General features: G+C 64.1%; 14 protein-coding genes. 10 read left to right on the forward strand and 4 right to left on the reverse strand.

Annotated elements, in window-relative coordinates; translation table 11 throughout:
- Window positions 1-16 precede the first annotated feature (16 nt).
- Window positions 17-370: a cupin domain-containing protein gene (locus tag WN73_RS04870; protein ID WP_161534457.1), complete on the forward strand. Its 354-nt coding sequence runs from the start codon at window positions 17-19 to the stop codon at window positions 368-370.
- A 23-nt stretch (window positions 371-393) separates the two neighbouring features.
- Here the strand turns inward: WN73_RS04870 and WN73_RS04875 are convergent, their stop codons facing one another.
- Both WN73_RS04875 and WN73_RS04880 read right to left on the reverse strand, forming a co-directional pair.
- Window positions 394-906 carry a hypothetical protein gene (locus WN73_RS04875; RefSeq protein WP_161534456.1) on the reverse strand — a complete coding sequence of 171 codons (513 nt, stop codon included), beginning with the start codon at window positions 904-906 and terminating at the stop codon, window positions 394-396.
- A 207-nt stretch (window positions 907-1,113) separates the two neighbouring features.
- The gene (locus tag WN73_RS04880) at window positions 1,114-2,265 is read right to left on the reverse strand and encodes a zinc-binding dehydrogenase (RefSeq protein WP_161534455.1); all 1,152 of its coding nucleotides are present in this window, start codon (window positions 2,263-2,265) and stop codon (window positions 1,114-1,116) included.
- A 339-nt stretch (window positions 2,266-2,604) separates the two neighbouring features.
- On the opposite strand from WN73_RS04880, the gene WN73_RS04885 reads away from it, so the two are divergent.
- From WN73_RS04885 to WN73_RS04895, 3 genes are all read left to right on the forward strand, one after another.
- Window positions 2,605-3,846: an MFS transporter gene (locus tag WN73_RS04885; protein WP_271551868.1), complete on the forward strand. Its 1,242-nt coding sequence runs from the start codon at window positions 2,605-2,607 to the stop codon at window positions 3,844-3,846.
- Between the two features lie 175 nt (window positions 3,847-4,021).
- Complete coding sequence (locus WN73_RS04890) at window positions 4,022-4,633, forward strand: PilZ domain-containing protein (protein ID WP_028176079.1); 612 nt, start codon at window positions 4,022-4,024, stop codon at window positions 4,631-4,633.
- Window positions 4,634-4,963: 330 nt separating this feature from the next.
- On the forward strand, window positions 4,964-5,587 hold the full coding sequence (locus WN73_RS04895) for a transglutaminase-like cysteine peptidase (protein WP_038967896.1): 624 nt from the start codon (window positions 4,964-4,966) through the stop codon (window positions 5,585-5,587).
- A 123-nt stretch (window positions 5,588-5,710) separates the two neighbouring features.
- Here the strand turns inward: WN73_RS04895 and WN73_RS04900 are convergent, their stop codons facing one another.
- Window positions 5,711-7,066 (reverse strand): metal-dependent hydrolase family protein, encoded by a 1,356-nt coding sequence (locus tag WN73_RS04900; protein WP_161534454.1) that lies wholly within the window; start codon window positions 7,064-7,066, stop codon window positions 5,711-5,713.
- Between the two features lie 398 nt (window positions 7,067-7,464).
- Between WN73_RS04900 and WN73_RS04905 the strand changes: the two genes are divergently transcribed.
- Window positions 7,465-7,674: a hypothetical protein gene (locus tag WN73_RS04905; protein WP_028175399.1), complete on the forward strand. Its 210-nt coding sequence runs from the start codon at window positions 7,465-7,467 to the stop codon at window positions 7,672-7,674.
- A gap of 17 nt (window positions 7,675-7,691) precedes the next feature.
- On the opposite strand, the gene WN73_RS04910 is transcribed toward WN73_RS04905, so the two are convergent.
- Complete coding sequence (locus WN73_RS04910; protein WP_161534453.1) at window positions 7,692-8,399, reverse strand: GntR family transcriptional regulator; 708 nt, start codon at window positions 8,397-8,399, stop codon at window positions 7,692-7,694.
- 270 nt (window positions 8,400-8,669) lie between these two features.
- Between WN73_RS04910 and WN73_RS04915 the strand changes: the two genes are divergently transcribed.
- Genes WN73_RS04915 through WN73_RS04935 form a run of 5 tightly spaced genes read left to right on the forward strand, consistent with a single transcriptional unit; the run spans window position 8,670 to window position 13,569 of the window.
- On the forward strand, window positions 8,670-9,656 hold the full coding sequence (locus tag WN73_RS04915) for an ABC transporter ATP-binding protein (RefSeq protein WP_028175400.1): 987 nt from the start codon (window positions 8,670-8,672) through the stop codon (window positions 9,654-9,656).
- A gap of 42 nt (window positions 9,657-9,698) precedes the next feature.
- Window positions 9,699-10,988 carry an ABC transporter substrate-binding protein gene (locus WN73_RS04920; RefSeq protein WP_028175401.1) on the forward strand — a complete coding sequence of 430 codons (1,290 nt, stop codon included), beginning with the start codon at window positions 9,699-9,701 and terminating at the stop codon, window positions 10,986-10,988.
- 4 nt (window positions 10,989-10,992) lie between these two features.
- Window positions 10,993-11,952 carry an ABC transporter permease gene (locus WN73_RS04925; protein ID WP_011088323.1) on the forward strand — a complete coding sequence of 320 codons (960 nt, stop codon included), beginning with the start codon at window positions 10,993-10,995 and terminating at the stop codon, window positions 11,950-11,952.
- Between the two features lie 2 nt (window positions 11,953-11,954).
- On the forward strand, window positions 11,955-12,833 hold the full coding sequence (locus WN73_RS04930) for an ABC transporter permease (protein WP_011088324.1): 879 nt from the start codon (window positions 11,955-11,957) through the stop codon (window positions 12,831-12,833).
- Between the two features lie 4 nt (window positions 12,834-12,837).
- On the forward strand, window positions 12,838-13,569 hold the full coding sequence (locus WN73_RS04935; protein ID WP_271551875.1) for an aspartate/glutamate racemase family protein: 732 nt from the start codon (window positions 12,838-12,840) through the stop codon (window positions 13,567-13,569).
- The last annotated feature ends 108 nt before the right edge of the window (window positions 13,570-13,677 follow it).

Consider the following 13,677-nt stretch of genomic DNA (forward strand, 5'->3'; position numbering starts at 1 on the left):
GAGCAACGGGTGAAACATGACCGACAGCATATCGCTTGCCGACAAGCTCGCGACCTTTGGGGATTATTGGTCTCCGCGCACGATTACGACCTTCAACGATTGCGACGTGATGGTGGTGAAGGTGAAGGGCGAATTCACCTGGCACAAGCACGACGACACCGACGATTTCTTTCTCGTCTTGAAGGGCAATCTGGACATCGAATTGCGGGATCGCACGGTGACGCTCGGTCCGGGCCAGCTCTACGTCGTGCCCAAAGGTGTCGAGCATCGCCCGGTGGCGCGCGAGGAGGTTCACCTGATGCTGATCGAGCCGACCGGCACGCCGAACACGGGCGACAAGGCAACCGCCGCGGCGCGCAAACTCGCGTAGCGAGCAACGCGCCTGGCGCGACCTTAATCCCTGGAGGTCGCCAGTTTGCTGAAGCTGCCGACCAGCTTGGCTCTTGCGCGCGCAACAGTGTTCTTGGCCGCGCGGGCCAGGGCTCGGATGGCGCGCCAGGCTTCGGTCGCCTGCAGCCACGCCTTTGCCGCTGCGTATTTTCCGTACGTCCAGGCAAAAGCGGGAATTCGCATCAGCTTGTCGCGCGTGAGATGAAACAGGCGCTCGACCAGCACCAGCTTGAGCAATTCGCCGACAATGAAAGTCACGGCACCGCTGAGGACCTGACCGGTTGCGGCGAGGTACGCAGCAACCGGCTTGACCGGCTCCAGAAGAACGACGGGCACGGAGAACAAGGCGAGCGACGGATAAGGCGGCAGCGATTTGATCCAGGCGCGCAATCGCCTGAATTCGAAATGCCCCCCGATCCAGCGCCCAATCGGCCTCGCCACGGCCATGAAGACCGCATCCACCAGGAAGTAGATCGCAGCCAGGATGTAAGTGACAGGTTTCAGGATTTGCTTCACGGCACCTCTCCCGCGAAGTGAAAGTCGGAACTTGGGCCTAAGTTTCACCTCTGCGTGGATAGTTCGGGGATATCGGATGGAACTTTTGGGGCATCGCTCCTGCTCAGATCTCCGCGTAGCCTCCAATAGATTGCCGTCTGGGTCGCGGAAGCAGGAAATCCCCGCCAAGGCCCGGGATATCGCTTCGCTCATCCGAGCTACAGATCTTCACTCCACCAGTTCCGGCCACGGCACGATCGTCGACTTCACCGTCTTCATCGCCATCGCATCCCTCACCGCCTGCGCGACGCCCTCTTCCGTGAACGGGTAAATCGTCTGCATCTTCAGCCAGGGGTATTTGCCCGCCGTGCGGTAGAGCATGTCCACGCCGAGCGGCAGGTCGTTGCCGGTAAAGCCCCAGGAGCCGAGCACGTTGAGGTCCTTGGTGCAGATGCGATGCCATGAGGTCTCGATCGAGCCGGCATCGGTGAACTGGCCCATCTCGACATAGGTGCCGCCGTCGCGCAGCATCTCGATGCCTTCGGGGCCGGCGGTCGGATGGCCCGAGCAGTCCATCACCAGATCGGCGCCGAAGCCGCCGACGATCTCGCGCACGTGCGCGATGCGCTCTTGCGGTGACTTCAGCTCGTCGATATTCACCGTCGCCTCCGCGCCGAACTCACGCGCGAGCTTGAGCCGCGGCTCCTCCGGCGCGCCGACGCAGATCACCCGCCCTGCCCCCATCTCTTTTGCGGCCGCGACTGCGAGAATGCCGATCGGGCCGGAGCCCTGGATCACCACCGTGTCGCCCCAGGAAAAACCGCCGGCACGGCTGGCGCGGTTGAAGGCGCGGATGCAGGAAGTCAGTGGCTCCGACAGCGCGCCCAGCCGCAACGACATGTCGTCGGGCAGCTTGTAGATCTTGGTGCCCGGCAGCATGTCGAGGTCGACATAGACATATTCGGCCCAGCCGCCCCACATGTGCGGCGCCTTGTCGAAGCCGAGATAGCGGCCGTAATAGACCGGCGTCAGGCACTTGTTGGCGGTCTGCGGATAATGGATGCAGTAATAGCAGCGGCCGCACGGCATCAGCGGCGGGATCATCACCTTCGAGCCGACGGTCAGCGGCTTGCTCATGAAGTCCTCGGTGAACTCGTCGCCGCATTCGACGATGATTCCGCCGAGCTCATGTCCCAGCGTGAACGGCCAGGGCAGCGGCTTCGGCCAGTGTCCCTTGAGGATGTGCAGGTCGGTGCCGCAGACCCCGCAGGCGCCGATCTTGATCAGCGCAGCCTTGCGGCCGACCTTCGGCCACGGCACGGTGCGGATCACAGGCTCCGAGCCCGGTCCTGCGTGAATGCAGACGCGGATGTGCTCCATGGTGTGTCCTCGATGCCCGTCTGTTATGATTGATTGGCGCGGGCTGAGGCAAAGCGTATGTGAGATGCGCAGTCGTGCCAAGCGCGAGTCTCGCAGCCCGCATGAGCAAAGCGACACGCGGGAGCAGCGGTCCCGGATTTCGCCGCGCTCCATCCGGGCTACAGCGCCTGCCTGCCACAAGCTCAACCGTCACGAGGTGCGAGCCTTGCGACGCGTCTGCGTCAGGATGACGGTTGAGCTTGCGGCCGCAGTGCATGGCTGATCTTCAAGCACACCCAAGTGTCTTGAGCGGTCGGCGCCGACCGTGTAGGGACGACTTAAGTCCCACCCAGGTGCCCCTTGAACCCCCTTCCCCAAAATCCCGTGGTCGCGTCCGGCTCGTTCGCGGCGATGAAGTCCGTGCCTTATCGTCTCCAGTTCATCGCCTACGTGCTGGCGATGATGGCCGACAATATCGAGCACGTGATCAGCTACTGGGTGGTGTTCCAGAAATTCCATTCGCCGACGCTGGGGGGCTTTGCCGTGCTGTCGCACTGGCTGCCGTTCCTGCTGTTCTCCGTCGCCGTCGGCGGGCTCGCCGACCGGTTCGATCCGCGCCGCATCATCCAGTGCGGCATGCTGCTGTTCATCGTGGCATCGAGCGGCTGGGGCTTCTTCTTCATCACCGACAGCATCCAGATGTGGCACGCGATGCTGCTGCTGGTGATCCACGGCTGCGCCGGCGTGTTGTGGCAGACGCCGAACCAGCTGCTGCTCTACGACCTCGTCGGCCCCGCCGATCTGCCGAGCGCGGTGCGGCTGAACGCGATGGCGCGCTATCTCGGCATTTTGGTGGGCCCGGCGGTCGGCGGCGTCATCATGCTGACGCTCGGCACCTCGCACGGCATCATCTTCAACACGCTGTTCTACCTGCCGATGCTGATCTGGCTGTTCTGGGCGCCGGTCCGCGACAAGAGCGTCGCGGTACGGCGCTTCGCCGTGCGCGGTCTCGCCGACATCGTGCTGACGATGCGCGCCATCGGCACCCAGCCGGTGTTGACGGCGATGACGTGGCTCGCCGGCCTCACCTCCTTCATGATCGGCAACGCCTATCACGCCCAGATGCCGGGCTTTGCCGGCGATCTCGGCCATGGCGATCCCGGCGTGTCCTACAGCGTGCTGCTCGCGGCCGACGCCGCCGGCGCGCTGCTCGCCGGCATCGCGCTGGAATCCTGGGGGCGGCTGAAGGGCACGCCGCGCACCGCGATCCTGCTGGCGATGCTGTGGAGCGCCGCGCTGCTCGGCTTCGCCGCGGTGCGGATCTATCCCATCGCGATCGTGCTGCTGTTCTTTGCGGGGTTCTTCGAACTGTCCTTCAACACCATGGCGCAGGCGCTGGTGCAGCTGAACGCGCCGTCCGACATCCGCGGCCGCGTCGTCGGCCTTTATAATATGGCCGGGCTCGGGATGCGGGCCTTCAGCGGCATCACCGTCGGGCTGTTCGGCGCGGCGATCGGCATTCACTGGTCGCTCGGCCTCTCGGCCGCGGTACTGCTGGCGCTGCTGCTGTGGCTGTATCGGCGGGGGACAAGACAGGCCTGACCGGTCTCCCTCGACCCCGGTCGCGCTGACGGTGGCCGGCCTGGCGGCCGCCGATGTGGCTTTTCGCGCGTATTGCGTGCGTCCAACATCGCTGCACCCGATCCTAACGCGGCATTAACCCTATGCACCTTAGGGTCGTCCCGGACTCCGCCAGGCGGGGGGTCGGGTTGTGAAAATGGCGTTGGCGAACAAAAAATTTCTTCCGGCCGCCGAGGAACGTCGGCGTTTCCAGCGGGTCAAGGTGCACCTGCTCGGCCGCTACATGCTGCCGGACCGCCGGGAATTCCCTTGCCAGGTGATCAACATGTCGCCGGGCGGCCTCGCTTTGCTCGCCCCCGGCATCGGCAATGTCGGCGACCGCGTGGTCGCCTATCTCGACCATATCGGCCGCGTCGAGGGCAAGATCACCCGTATCATCGACAATGGCTTCGCCATGACGATCGGGGCGACGCCCAGGAAGCGCGACAAGCTCGCCGCCCAGCTCACCTGGCTCGCCAACCGCGACATCCTCAACCTGCCGGAGGATCGCCGCCACGACCGTATCGTGCCGCGCAACCCGATCGCGGTGCTGACGCTCGAGGACGGCACCAAGATGACCTGCCGCATCATCGACCTGTCGCTGTCGGGCGCGGCCATCGCCGCCGAGAACCGCCCGCCACTGAAATCGATCGTGCTGCTCGGCCGGGTCCAGGGCCGCGTGGTCCGGAACCTCGAAGACGGCTTCGCGCTGGAGTTCATGCACGAGCAGCCGATCGAGACACTCGAAGAGAGCGTTACCGCGCGGTAAAGCGAAAGCGCGCCAAAACCACTGATTTTCCAGCCTCAAAGGCGGCCTCCGCGATGCGGACGCCGCCTTTTTCGTGCGCGGGGACGGGTCTGTGCGGGTTAACGCGGGACCTGTTTGCGCCTCGGAACGGCCGTTCCGCCAGCGTTTCCGCGTTAATCGATAAAACTTGAATCAATTGCAGTCATTTCAAATTTTATTCGAATTCGATTCAAGTATAGATCGAATTCGCCGCTCATTTTACTTGCATTCGTCTCGACTTGACTTGGCTGACTTAGCGGCAACGCAAAAGCTCCGTGCGAAATGTGGTCCCAACAAGAAACGGGGGCCGCAATGTTTGATTTCAGGGGACAGGGGAAGAGGCTGGCGATCGCCGCCATGCTCTTCGGAATCAGCGCGACGGTGCAGGCCGGTGAGAACCGTCTGCTCTACGCGAGCCTTGGCGACACCACGCGTGCGCCGATCGGCTGGGTCGAGTTCTGTGCCGACAATGCCGCTCAGTGCCAGGGCGGGTCGACGCAACCGCGCGACATCGTGATGTCGCAGACCGCATGGCGCGACCTCGTCAAGGTCAATCGCTGGGTCAACGAGACCGTCAAGCCTTTGACCGACCAGGAGCACTGGGGCGTGATCGAGAAGTGGTCGCTGCCATCGGACGGTTACGGCGACTGTGAAGACTACGTGCTGTTGAAGCGCAAGATGCTGATGGATGCCGGCTGGCCTCGCGAGGCGCTGCTCATCACCGTCGTGCGCGACAAGAAGGGCGAAGGGCACGCGGTGCTGACGGTGAAGACCGACAAGGGCGAGTTCGTTCTCGACAATCAGAACGAGAACGTCGTTGCCTGGACGGAGACCGGCTACCGCTTCGTCAAGCGCCAGTCGCAGAGCGATCCCAATGTCTGGGTCTCGCTCGGCGATACCCGGCCGGCGGTCTCCACCGCCAGCGCCAGGGACTAGCAGTCAGGAACAAGCGAGTTACGCGACCCGGTCACATCCCCACCCCTCCCCGTCCCAGACCGGTTCGCGCGCGGCCAGCCATCCCCCAATGGCTGGCCGCAACTTTCTTGGGAAACACGGTTTTCAGCGCGGAACGATATTCTTGTAGACCTTGCCGCCCTTCATGATCACGACGAAATTCTTCGCGGGATCTTCAACGAGGGTGATGTTGTCGAGCGGATTGCCGTCGACCAGGAGGAGATCGGCGAGCGCGCCCTCCTCGACCACGCCGAGCTTGCCGGGATAGGGGTTGCGCGGACCGGACAGGCTCAGCAATTCGGCATTGGCCGACGTCGCCATGGCCAGCGCTTCGGCCGGCGTGTACCAGCGCGTCAGTGCGGCCAGCATTGAGCCCTGTCTGTCCGCCAATGCCTTCGAGAACAGGACGTCGGTGCCGAACGCGGTCTTGATGCCGTACTTTTTCGCCAGCGCATAGACGCGGTCGGTGCCGGTGACCACCTGCCGCATCTTGTCCTGCTCCGCAGGTCCGAGCGCGGCAGCCATGGACATATCCAGGAACGGCTGGGTGCTGAGCCAGATGCCCTTCTCCGCGATCAGCTTCGCGCTCGCCTCGTCCATGAGATGACCGTGCTCGATGCATCTCACGCCGGCTGCGATCGAGCGCTGGATCGCGACCGGCGTATAGGCGTGCGTGGCGACATAGGTGCCCCAATTGTCGGCGGCTTCGACCGCCGCGCGCAGCTCCGGCTCGGTGAAGGTGGAGACGTCGAGCGGACTGAAGGGCGACGCGACGCCGCCGCCCGCCGTGAGCTTGACCTGCGAGGCGCCCTGCATGAGCTGCTCGCGCGCCCGGACGCGCACCTCGTCGGGACTGTCGGCGACCATGCTGCCGCCGACCTGCTCCATGCGGCTGAGCATGCCGCCGATCGTTCGCGGCAGGTCGGAGAGCTGCCGGAAGTCGCCATGACCGCTGGTGATGGTGATGATGGCACCGGAGGGATAGATGCGCGGACCGACGACGAGGTCCTCGTCGATCGCCCGCTTGAGGCCGAAGCTCGGCCCGCCCATGTCACGCACCGTGGTGAAGCCGCGCATGAGCGTCGCGGTCGCCTCGCTCGCGGCGAGCAGATTGTTGTAGCCGACGTCGCCGAGGGCTGCGGCCGGCGTCGGACGGACCAGCATCGCGTGCCAATGCGCGTCGATCAGCCCCGGCATCAGCACCCGGCCGCCGCCGTCGATTGCCTGGGCGTCAGCCGTGATGTTCGCGGTCGATATCTTCTCGATCTTCGTGTTCCTGACGAGAACATTGGACGCGGCGGAGAGCGCACCGCTCTTTCCGTCGAATATCCGGACGTTGCGGAACAGAACGGCGGAGTCCTGTTGGGCCCGCGTTTGCGACGAGAGACAGAGGCTCGTTCCAACCGACATGAGCAGTGCGGCGACTCTGAAGAGTCCGGCCGGCGTGGTCAAATTCCGCATATCCAATCTCCACGCAGATACGCCGCTGCGCAGTTCTGGCCGCAAGTTGCCGGAGCGAAAATCAGCCAGCCGCGCGGTGTGCGATGTTATCTGCGGATTGATGCCCGCAAACCGCATCGAGTCAATTTGCAACCACAGGAGATTATGCAAATCAGCCATACGACGCGATGAGCGACCTGCCCGGCGTCAAGCTCTACAGACAATGGGTAAGCGCGACTGCCGCACATGCGTCGAACTCAAATCAAAACGCGAATATCCGACCAGGCGCGTGATCAACGACAGATTGCAACGTCTTCGCTCAGGAGTACGATCCTGCGCGATCTACGCGACTGCGGGCACTTGGCAGGGGGATTTTTGGCAGAGGGGATTTTGCAGCATCTCAAATGACGAGGCGTAACATGGTGACACAAACGAGTGACGGACACGTCCTGCTGGTCAAGAAGCTCGGCGGACTCTTCGCAATCATCATCGGATGCCTGCTGACCGCGGTCGGCGTGACCTTTGAATCCAGCGGCACGACTTTCGTCGGCGTCCTCTTCCTGGTGCTTGGCGCTGGTTTGCTCGTGCTGAAGATCGTCAGGCGAAACGAAGGATCTTCTCTGCCATAGAAGACCGTGCGGCTCGCTTAGGTGCCCAGCACATCCGCGAGCCGCGTCTCGTCGGCGGCGGGATCCTTCAGGAACAGCTCGGCTTCGATCTCGTTCAGATGCGACAGCATCTGCGCGCGGGCGGCCTGCTTGTCGCGCTTGCGGATCGCCGCGACGATCCCGGCGTGGTGATCGGTGCCGCAGGCCGGCGTGTCGTGGCGGCGATAGAGCAGGATGATCAGCGAGGAGCGCGCGATCAGCTCCTTGAGGAAGCCGAGATAGATGCTGTGGCCACTCATCTCGGCGACGAGCTTGTGAAATTCGCCGGAGAGGCGGACCGAGGCGCGCGCGTCACCGCGCAGCTCCGCCTCGCGCTCTTCAGCGAGATGTCGGCCGAGGCGCTCGAGCCAGGCCGGCGACGCCGCCTCACACGCGTGGTCGACGATAGTGGGCTCGATCAGGCGGCGCGCCTCGAACACTTCGCGCGCGTCGGCGGGCGTCGGGCGCGCGACGAAGGCGCCGCGGTTCTTCTCGATGTTGACGATGCCCTCATGCGCGAGCTGCTGGAGCGCGGTGCGGACCAGCGTGCGGCTCGCGCCGTAGATCTCGCCGATCTCGTCCTCGCCGAGCTTCGTGCCCGGCAGCAGACGATGCTCGAGGATCGCCGCGGTCACGCCCTCCCTGATCCGGCTGACGCGATCGCTCGCGTCTGGCGCATCGGATTTCTGGCGGGTCTTGGCGGCCATCGGTTCGAGGGGCTTGGGTTTGAGGGCTCGATCGGCGACGTTCGGCCCCGCATGGTAGTCGACCAGCTGTATCCAATCACAGGCGAAACTTTATACAATCTGAGCACATTTTGTGTGCATATTACTGCCTACCCGGCGAGCCGCGCCGCTGCGCCGGATTCGATCTAACGACCTGACTCCACTGCACAGTTTTGGAATTCGGCAGTCTCCGGGCGGTTGGCACGGACCTTGCGGAGAAAGCCGGAGCATCGCCCTCCCAGCGGACACGCCATGGCCACTCCTGCCGCTCTCGAACTGGTCGCCGTCACCAAGCGCTACGACACGACGCTGGCGGTCGACGACGTCAACCTCAAGATCCCGGCCGGCACCTATTGCTGCCTGCTCGGCCCCTCCGGCTGCGGCAAGACCTCGACCCTGCGCATGATCGCGGGCCATGAGGCGGTCAGCGAGGGCGACATCATCCTTGGTGCGCAGAACGTCACCGATCTCGAGCCCGCCAAGCGCGGCACCGCGATGATGTTCCAGTCCTACGCGCTGTTTCCGCATCTGACCGTGCTCGACAACGTGGCATTCGCCCTGAAAATGCGCGGGATCGACCGGGCGACGCGGCACAAGCGTGCCGGCGAACTGCTCGAGCTGGTGGCCATGACCCCCTATGCGGCCCGGCTGCCGGCGCAACTCTCCGGCGGCCAGCAGCAGCGTGTCGCGCTCGCCCGCGCACTGATCACCGAGCCGCAGATCCTGTTGCTCGACGAGCCGCTCTCCGCGCTCGATCCGTTCCTGCGGGTGAAGATGCGCGGCGAGCTGAAGCGGCTGCAGCGCGAGCTCGGCATCAGCTTCATTCAGGTCACCCACGGCCAGGAAGAGGCGATGGCGCTCGCCGACCACATCGTGGTGATGAACCACGGCAAGATCGAGCAGCAGGGCACCGCCCGCGACATCTTCCACCATCCCCGCACCGAATTCGTGGCGCGCTTCATCGGCGGCCACAACGTCCTCAGCGACGCCGGCAAACTCATCGCCGTGCGCGCCGATCAGCTCGGCATCGTGCCGTTCGCCGACGGTGCGTACGGCGCGCCGGCGCTGCTGACCCAGACCGAGTACCAGGGCTCCTACATCGCCGTCTCGCTCACGCTCGACGACGGCACCGCCCTGTTCTCCCACCTCCCCGAGGCTGCCTTCGACGTTCACCCGTTCCGACCGGGCGATCGCGTGCTGGCCACCTGGGATCCCGCCAAGGCGCAGCGCCTGCAATAGCGCCGATCGATCACTGGAATGCGCAACAGAGGAGTGACTGATATGACCGAGACCACCAGGACAAAGGGCGTCAGCCGCCGCACGCTGCTCAAGGGCACCGCGGGTCTCGCCGGCCTTGCCGCCGGCTCCGGCGCCATCACCGGCTTTCCCTATGTGAAGTCGGCCGATGCGAAAGTGCTGCGCTATCTCGGCACCGCCGTGAACGAGGGTGACGACATCTCCAAGCAGTGCCTGAAAGACACCGGCATCAAGATCGAATACATCACCGCGACCACCGACGACGTCACCAAGCGCGTGATGACCCAGCCGAACTCCTTCGACGTGCTGGACACCGAATATTTCTCGCTGAAGAAGCTGGTGCCGTCCGGCAACATCCTTGCCCTCGACGCCAGAAAGATCAAGGAATTCGACAACATCACGCCGGTCTTCACCAAGGGCCAGACGCCCGGCGGCAAGAAGATCGGCAACCAGGGCACCGCGCCCTGGAAGGTGCTCTATCTCGAAGGCAAGGACTCCAAGAAGTTCGCCACCTCGGCGACCGAGTTCGTCACGCTGATCCCCACCGTCTACAACGCCGACACGCTCGGCATCCGTCCCGACCTGATCAAGCGGCCGATCAGCTCCTGGTCCGAGCTGCTCAATCCCGAATTCAAGGGCAAGGCGTCGATCCTCAACATCCCCTCGATCGGCATCATGGACGCCGCGATGGTCGTCGAAGCCACCGGCAAGTACAAATATGCCGACAAGGGCAACATGACCAAGGAAGAGATCGATCTCACCATGAAGGTGATGACCGAGGCCAAGAAGGCCGGTCAGTTCCGCGCCTTCTGGAAGGACTTCAACGAGAGCGTCAATTTGATGGCCTCGGGTGAAACCGTGATCCAGTCGATGTGGTCGCCGGCAGTCACGAAGGTGCGCTCGATGGGCATCCCCTGCACCTTCCAGCCGCTCAAGGAGGGCTATCGCTCCTGGGCCTCGGGCTTCTGCGTCTCCAAGGGCGTGTCGGGCGCCAAGCTCGAATGGGCCTACGAGTTCGTGAACTGGTTCCTGTCCGGCTATGCCGGCGCCTATCTCAACCGCCAGGGCTACTACTCCGCCGTGCTCTCCACCGCGAAGGCGCATATGGAGCCCTACGAGTGGGCCTACTGGATGGAAGGCAAGCCGGCCGAGAAGGACATCAAGGCGCCCGACGGCTCGCTGCTGGAGAAAGCCGGCGCGGTGCGCGACGGCGGCTCCTACGAGGACCGCATGGGCGGCGTCGCCTGCTGGAACGCGGTGATGGACGAGAACGACTACATGGTCCGCAAGTGGAACGAGTTCATCGCGGCGTAATTTGATGGACACGTCAGAGGACATCCTGCAACAGGCGTCCCCGGGATTGATCCCGGGGTCGGGCACAGCGCGCGCCGCAAAGCCGACGCGCCTGTCGCCGTCCTTCATCTCCTGGCTCCAGGCCGGGCCGATGATGCTGGTGTTCCTCGCCTTCTTCCTGATCCCGCTGGTATTCGTCGTCATCGTCTCGTTCTGGGACTACAACGAATACCAGCTGCTGCCGGCCTTCTCGGGCCGCGGCTACACCGACACGTTCGAAGGCTGCATCGCGCAGCTCCCCGATCTCTGCACGATCGGCAAGACCTATCTGATGACACTGAAGCTGTGCTTCCTGGTCTGGGCGATCACGCTGTTCATCGGCTTCTGGGTCGCCTATTTCCTCGCCTTCCACATCAAGTCCAAGACCTGGCAGATGGGATTGTCGCTGCTCTGCACGATCCCGTTCTGGACCTCCAACGTGATCCGCATGATCGCGTGGATTCCGCTGCTCGGCCGCAACGGCCTCGTCAATTCCGGCCTCGTCAAGACAGGTCTCATCAACCAGCCGCTGGAATGGCTGTTGTTCTCCGAGTTCTCGGTCGTGCTGGCACTGGTGCACCTCTTCACCTTCTTCATGGTGGTTCCGATCTTCAATTCGATGGTGCGCATCGACAAGTCGCTGATCGAGGCCGCCTATGACGCCGGCGCCACCGGCTTCCAGACGCTCGTGAACGTCGTCATTCCGCTCGCCAAGCCCGGCATCGTGATCGGCTCGATCTTCGTCATCACCATCGTGATGGGCGATTTCATCACCATCGGCGTGATGGGCGGCCAGCAGATTGCGGCGGCCGGGAAGATCATCGAGACGCGGGTGAACGCGCTGCAGTTCCCCGCGGCAGCGGCCAACGCCGTCATCCTGCTCGCGATCACCTTCCTGATCATCACCATGATGTCGCGCATCGTCGACATCAAGAAGGAGCTCTGAGCATGAAGGAAGGACGCCCGCGCTCTTTCTACGTGCTCGCGATCTTCTTCGCGGCCTATGTGCTGTTTCTCTACGGCCCGATGATCGCGATCTACGTGCTGTCGTTCCAGGGGCCGCAGGGCGGCCTCACCTTCCCGATGAACGGGGTGTCGACCTTCTGGATCGCGAAATTATTCCAGGGCACCGGCATCGTCGATCTCGGCGCGGCTTTCCGCCGCTCACTGCTGCTCGGTCTCATCGTGATGATCGTCACCGTCGTGCTGTCCGTCGCAGCCGGTATGGCCTTCCGCCGCAGGTTCAAGGCGCAAAGCATCCTGTTCTACTCGGCGATCGCGAGCCTCATCGTCCCCTCGATCATCACCTCGCTCGGCATCTCGCTTGAATTCCGCATCATCGACGATCTGATCAAGGCGCATTGGAACGAGAATTTCGAGACCTCGATGGGCCTGCTCACCTCCGGGCTCGGCGCGCATCTGACCTGGACGCTGCCGTTCGGGCTGCTCATCATGTTCGCGATCTTCAACCGCTTCGACCCCAGGCTCGAGGAAGCAGCGCGCGATCTCGGTGCGACGCCGTGGCAGGCGTTCCGTCATGTCGTGCTGCCGATCATCCTGCCCTCCGTGATCGGCATTGGCCTGTTCGGCTTCACGCTGTCCTGGGACGAGCTCGCGCGCTCCAGCCAGGCGATCGGGGCGGTGAACACTCTGCCGCTCGATCTCCAGGGCCTCACCACCACCGTGACGAACCCCGACATCTACGCGCTCGGCACCGTGATCTCCGCCGTCTCGTTCACGGTGATCACGCTTGCGCTCGGCACCATCCACGTGCTGAACAAGCGGCAGGCGGCCAAGGGCTCGGACGCCGGCAAGGGGCTGGTCTGATCCGATGCGACTTCACGTCGTCAATCCCAACACCACCGCGTCGATGACGGCGAAGATCGCCGCTGCGGCACGCAGCGTCGCCCTGCCCGGCACCGAGATCGATGCGCGCCAGCCGACGATGGGCCCGGTCTCGATCGAGGGCTTTTACGACGAGGCCTTCGCCGTGCCCGGCATGCTCGGCTGCATCCGCGAGGCCGACCGAGACGGCGCGGACGCGCACATCATCGCCTGTTTCGACGACACCGGCCTCGACGCGGCACGCGCGGTGGCGAAGGCGCCGGTGATCGGCATCGGCGAAGCGGGCTTTCACATGGCGAGCCTGATCGCGGCGCGCTTTGCCGTGGTAACGACGCTCGGTGTCTCCATCGTGCCGATCGAGGACAATCTGACGAAGTACGGTCTCGCCGGGCGCTGCGCCCGCGTCCGCGCCGCCGAGGTGCCGGTACTCGCGCTCGAAGAGCGCAATGCCGATGCGCTCGCAAAGATCTCCGCGGAGATCACGGCCGCGATCCGCGACGACCGTGCGGAGGCTGTCGTGCTCGGCTGCGCCGGCATGGCGGATCTCGCCGCTGAGCTCGCCGCGACGCACGGCCTGCCCGTGGTCGACGGCGTCGCCGCCGCCGTGACGTTGGCGGAAGCGCTGGTGCGACTCGGCCTGAAGACGTCCCGGCTCGGGCCCTACGCTGCGCCACGATCGAAGACCTATTCCGGGCCGTTTTCGCCGTTTCAGCCCTGATCGCTGCTTCCGGCGGGGGCCTTAGGAGGTCTCAAGGCCAGAAGATCGCTGGTTTTTTCGCCCTCAGCCTCTTTTTGGTCCCATTTGTTGCCGAACTGTTACGTTTTC

Source organism: Bradyrhizobium sp. CCBAU 45394 (assembly GCF_028128655.1).
Classification (GTDB): Bacteria; Pseudomonadota; Alphaproteobacteria; order Rhizobiales; family Xanthobacteraceae; genus Bradyrhizobium; species Bradyrhizobium diazoefficiens.

What these genes read in the sequence shown, in the direction of transcription:
- WN73_RS04900 (WP_161534454.1), bottom strand. Translation starts at nt 7,066, where the DNA reads ATGCGGAATTTGACCACGCCGGCCGGACTCTTCAGAGTCGCCGCACTG.
- WN73_RS04925 (WP_011088323.1), top strand. Translation starts at nt 10,993, where the DNA reads ATGGACACGTCAGAGGACATCCTGCAACAGGCGTCCCCGGGATTGATC.
- WN73_RS04870 (WP_161534457.1), top strand. Translation starts at nt 17, where the DNA reads ATGACCGACAGCATATCGCTTGCCGACAAGCTCGCGACCTTTGGGGAT.
- WN73_RS04890 (WP_028176079.1), top strand. Translation starts at nt 4,022, where the DNA reads ATGGCGTTGGCGAACAAAAAATTTCTTCCGGCCGCCGAGGAACGTCGG.
- WN73_RS04895 (WP_038967896.1), top strand. Translation starts at nt 4,964, where the DNA reads ATGTTTGATTTCAGGGGACAGGGGAAGAGGCTGGCGATCGCCGCCATG.
- WN73_RS04920 (WP_028175401.1), top strand. Translation starts at nt 9,699, where the DNA reads ATGACCGAGACCACCAGGACAAAGGGCGTCAGCCGCCGCACGCTGCTC.
- WN73_RS04930 (WP_011088324.1), top strand. Translation starts at nt 11,955, where the DNA reads ATGAAGGAAGGACGCCCGCGCTCTTTCTACGTGCTCGCGATCTTCTTC.
- WN73_RS04915 (WP_028175400.1), top strand. Translation starts at nt 8,670, where the DNA reads ATGGCCACTCCTGCCGCTCTCGAACTGGTCGCCGTCACCAAGCGCTAC.
- WN73_RS04905 (WP_028175399.1), top strand. Translation starts at nt 7,465, where the DNA reads ATGGTGACACAAACGAGTGACGGACACGTCCTGCTGGTCAAGAAGCTC.
- WN73_RS04880 (WP_161534455.1), bottom strand. Translation starts at nt 2,265, where the DNA reads ATGGAGCACATCCGCGTCTGCATTCACGCAGGACCGGGCTCGGAGCCT.
- WN73_RS04935 (WP_271551875.1), top strand. Translation starts at nt 12,838, where the DNA reads ATGCGACTTCACGTCGTCAATCCCAACACCACCGCGTCGATGACGGCG.
- WN73_RS04910 (WP_161534453.1), bottom strand. Translation starts at nt 8,399, where the DNA reads ATGGCCGCCAAGACCCGCCAGAAATCCGATGCGCCAGACGCGAGCGAT.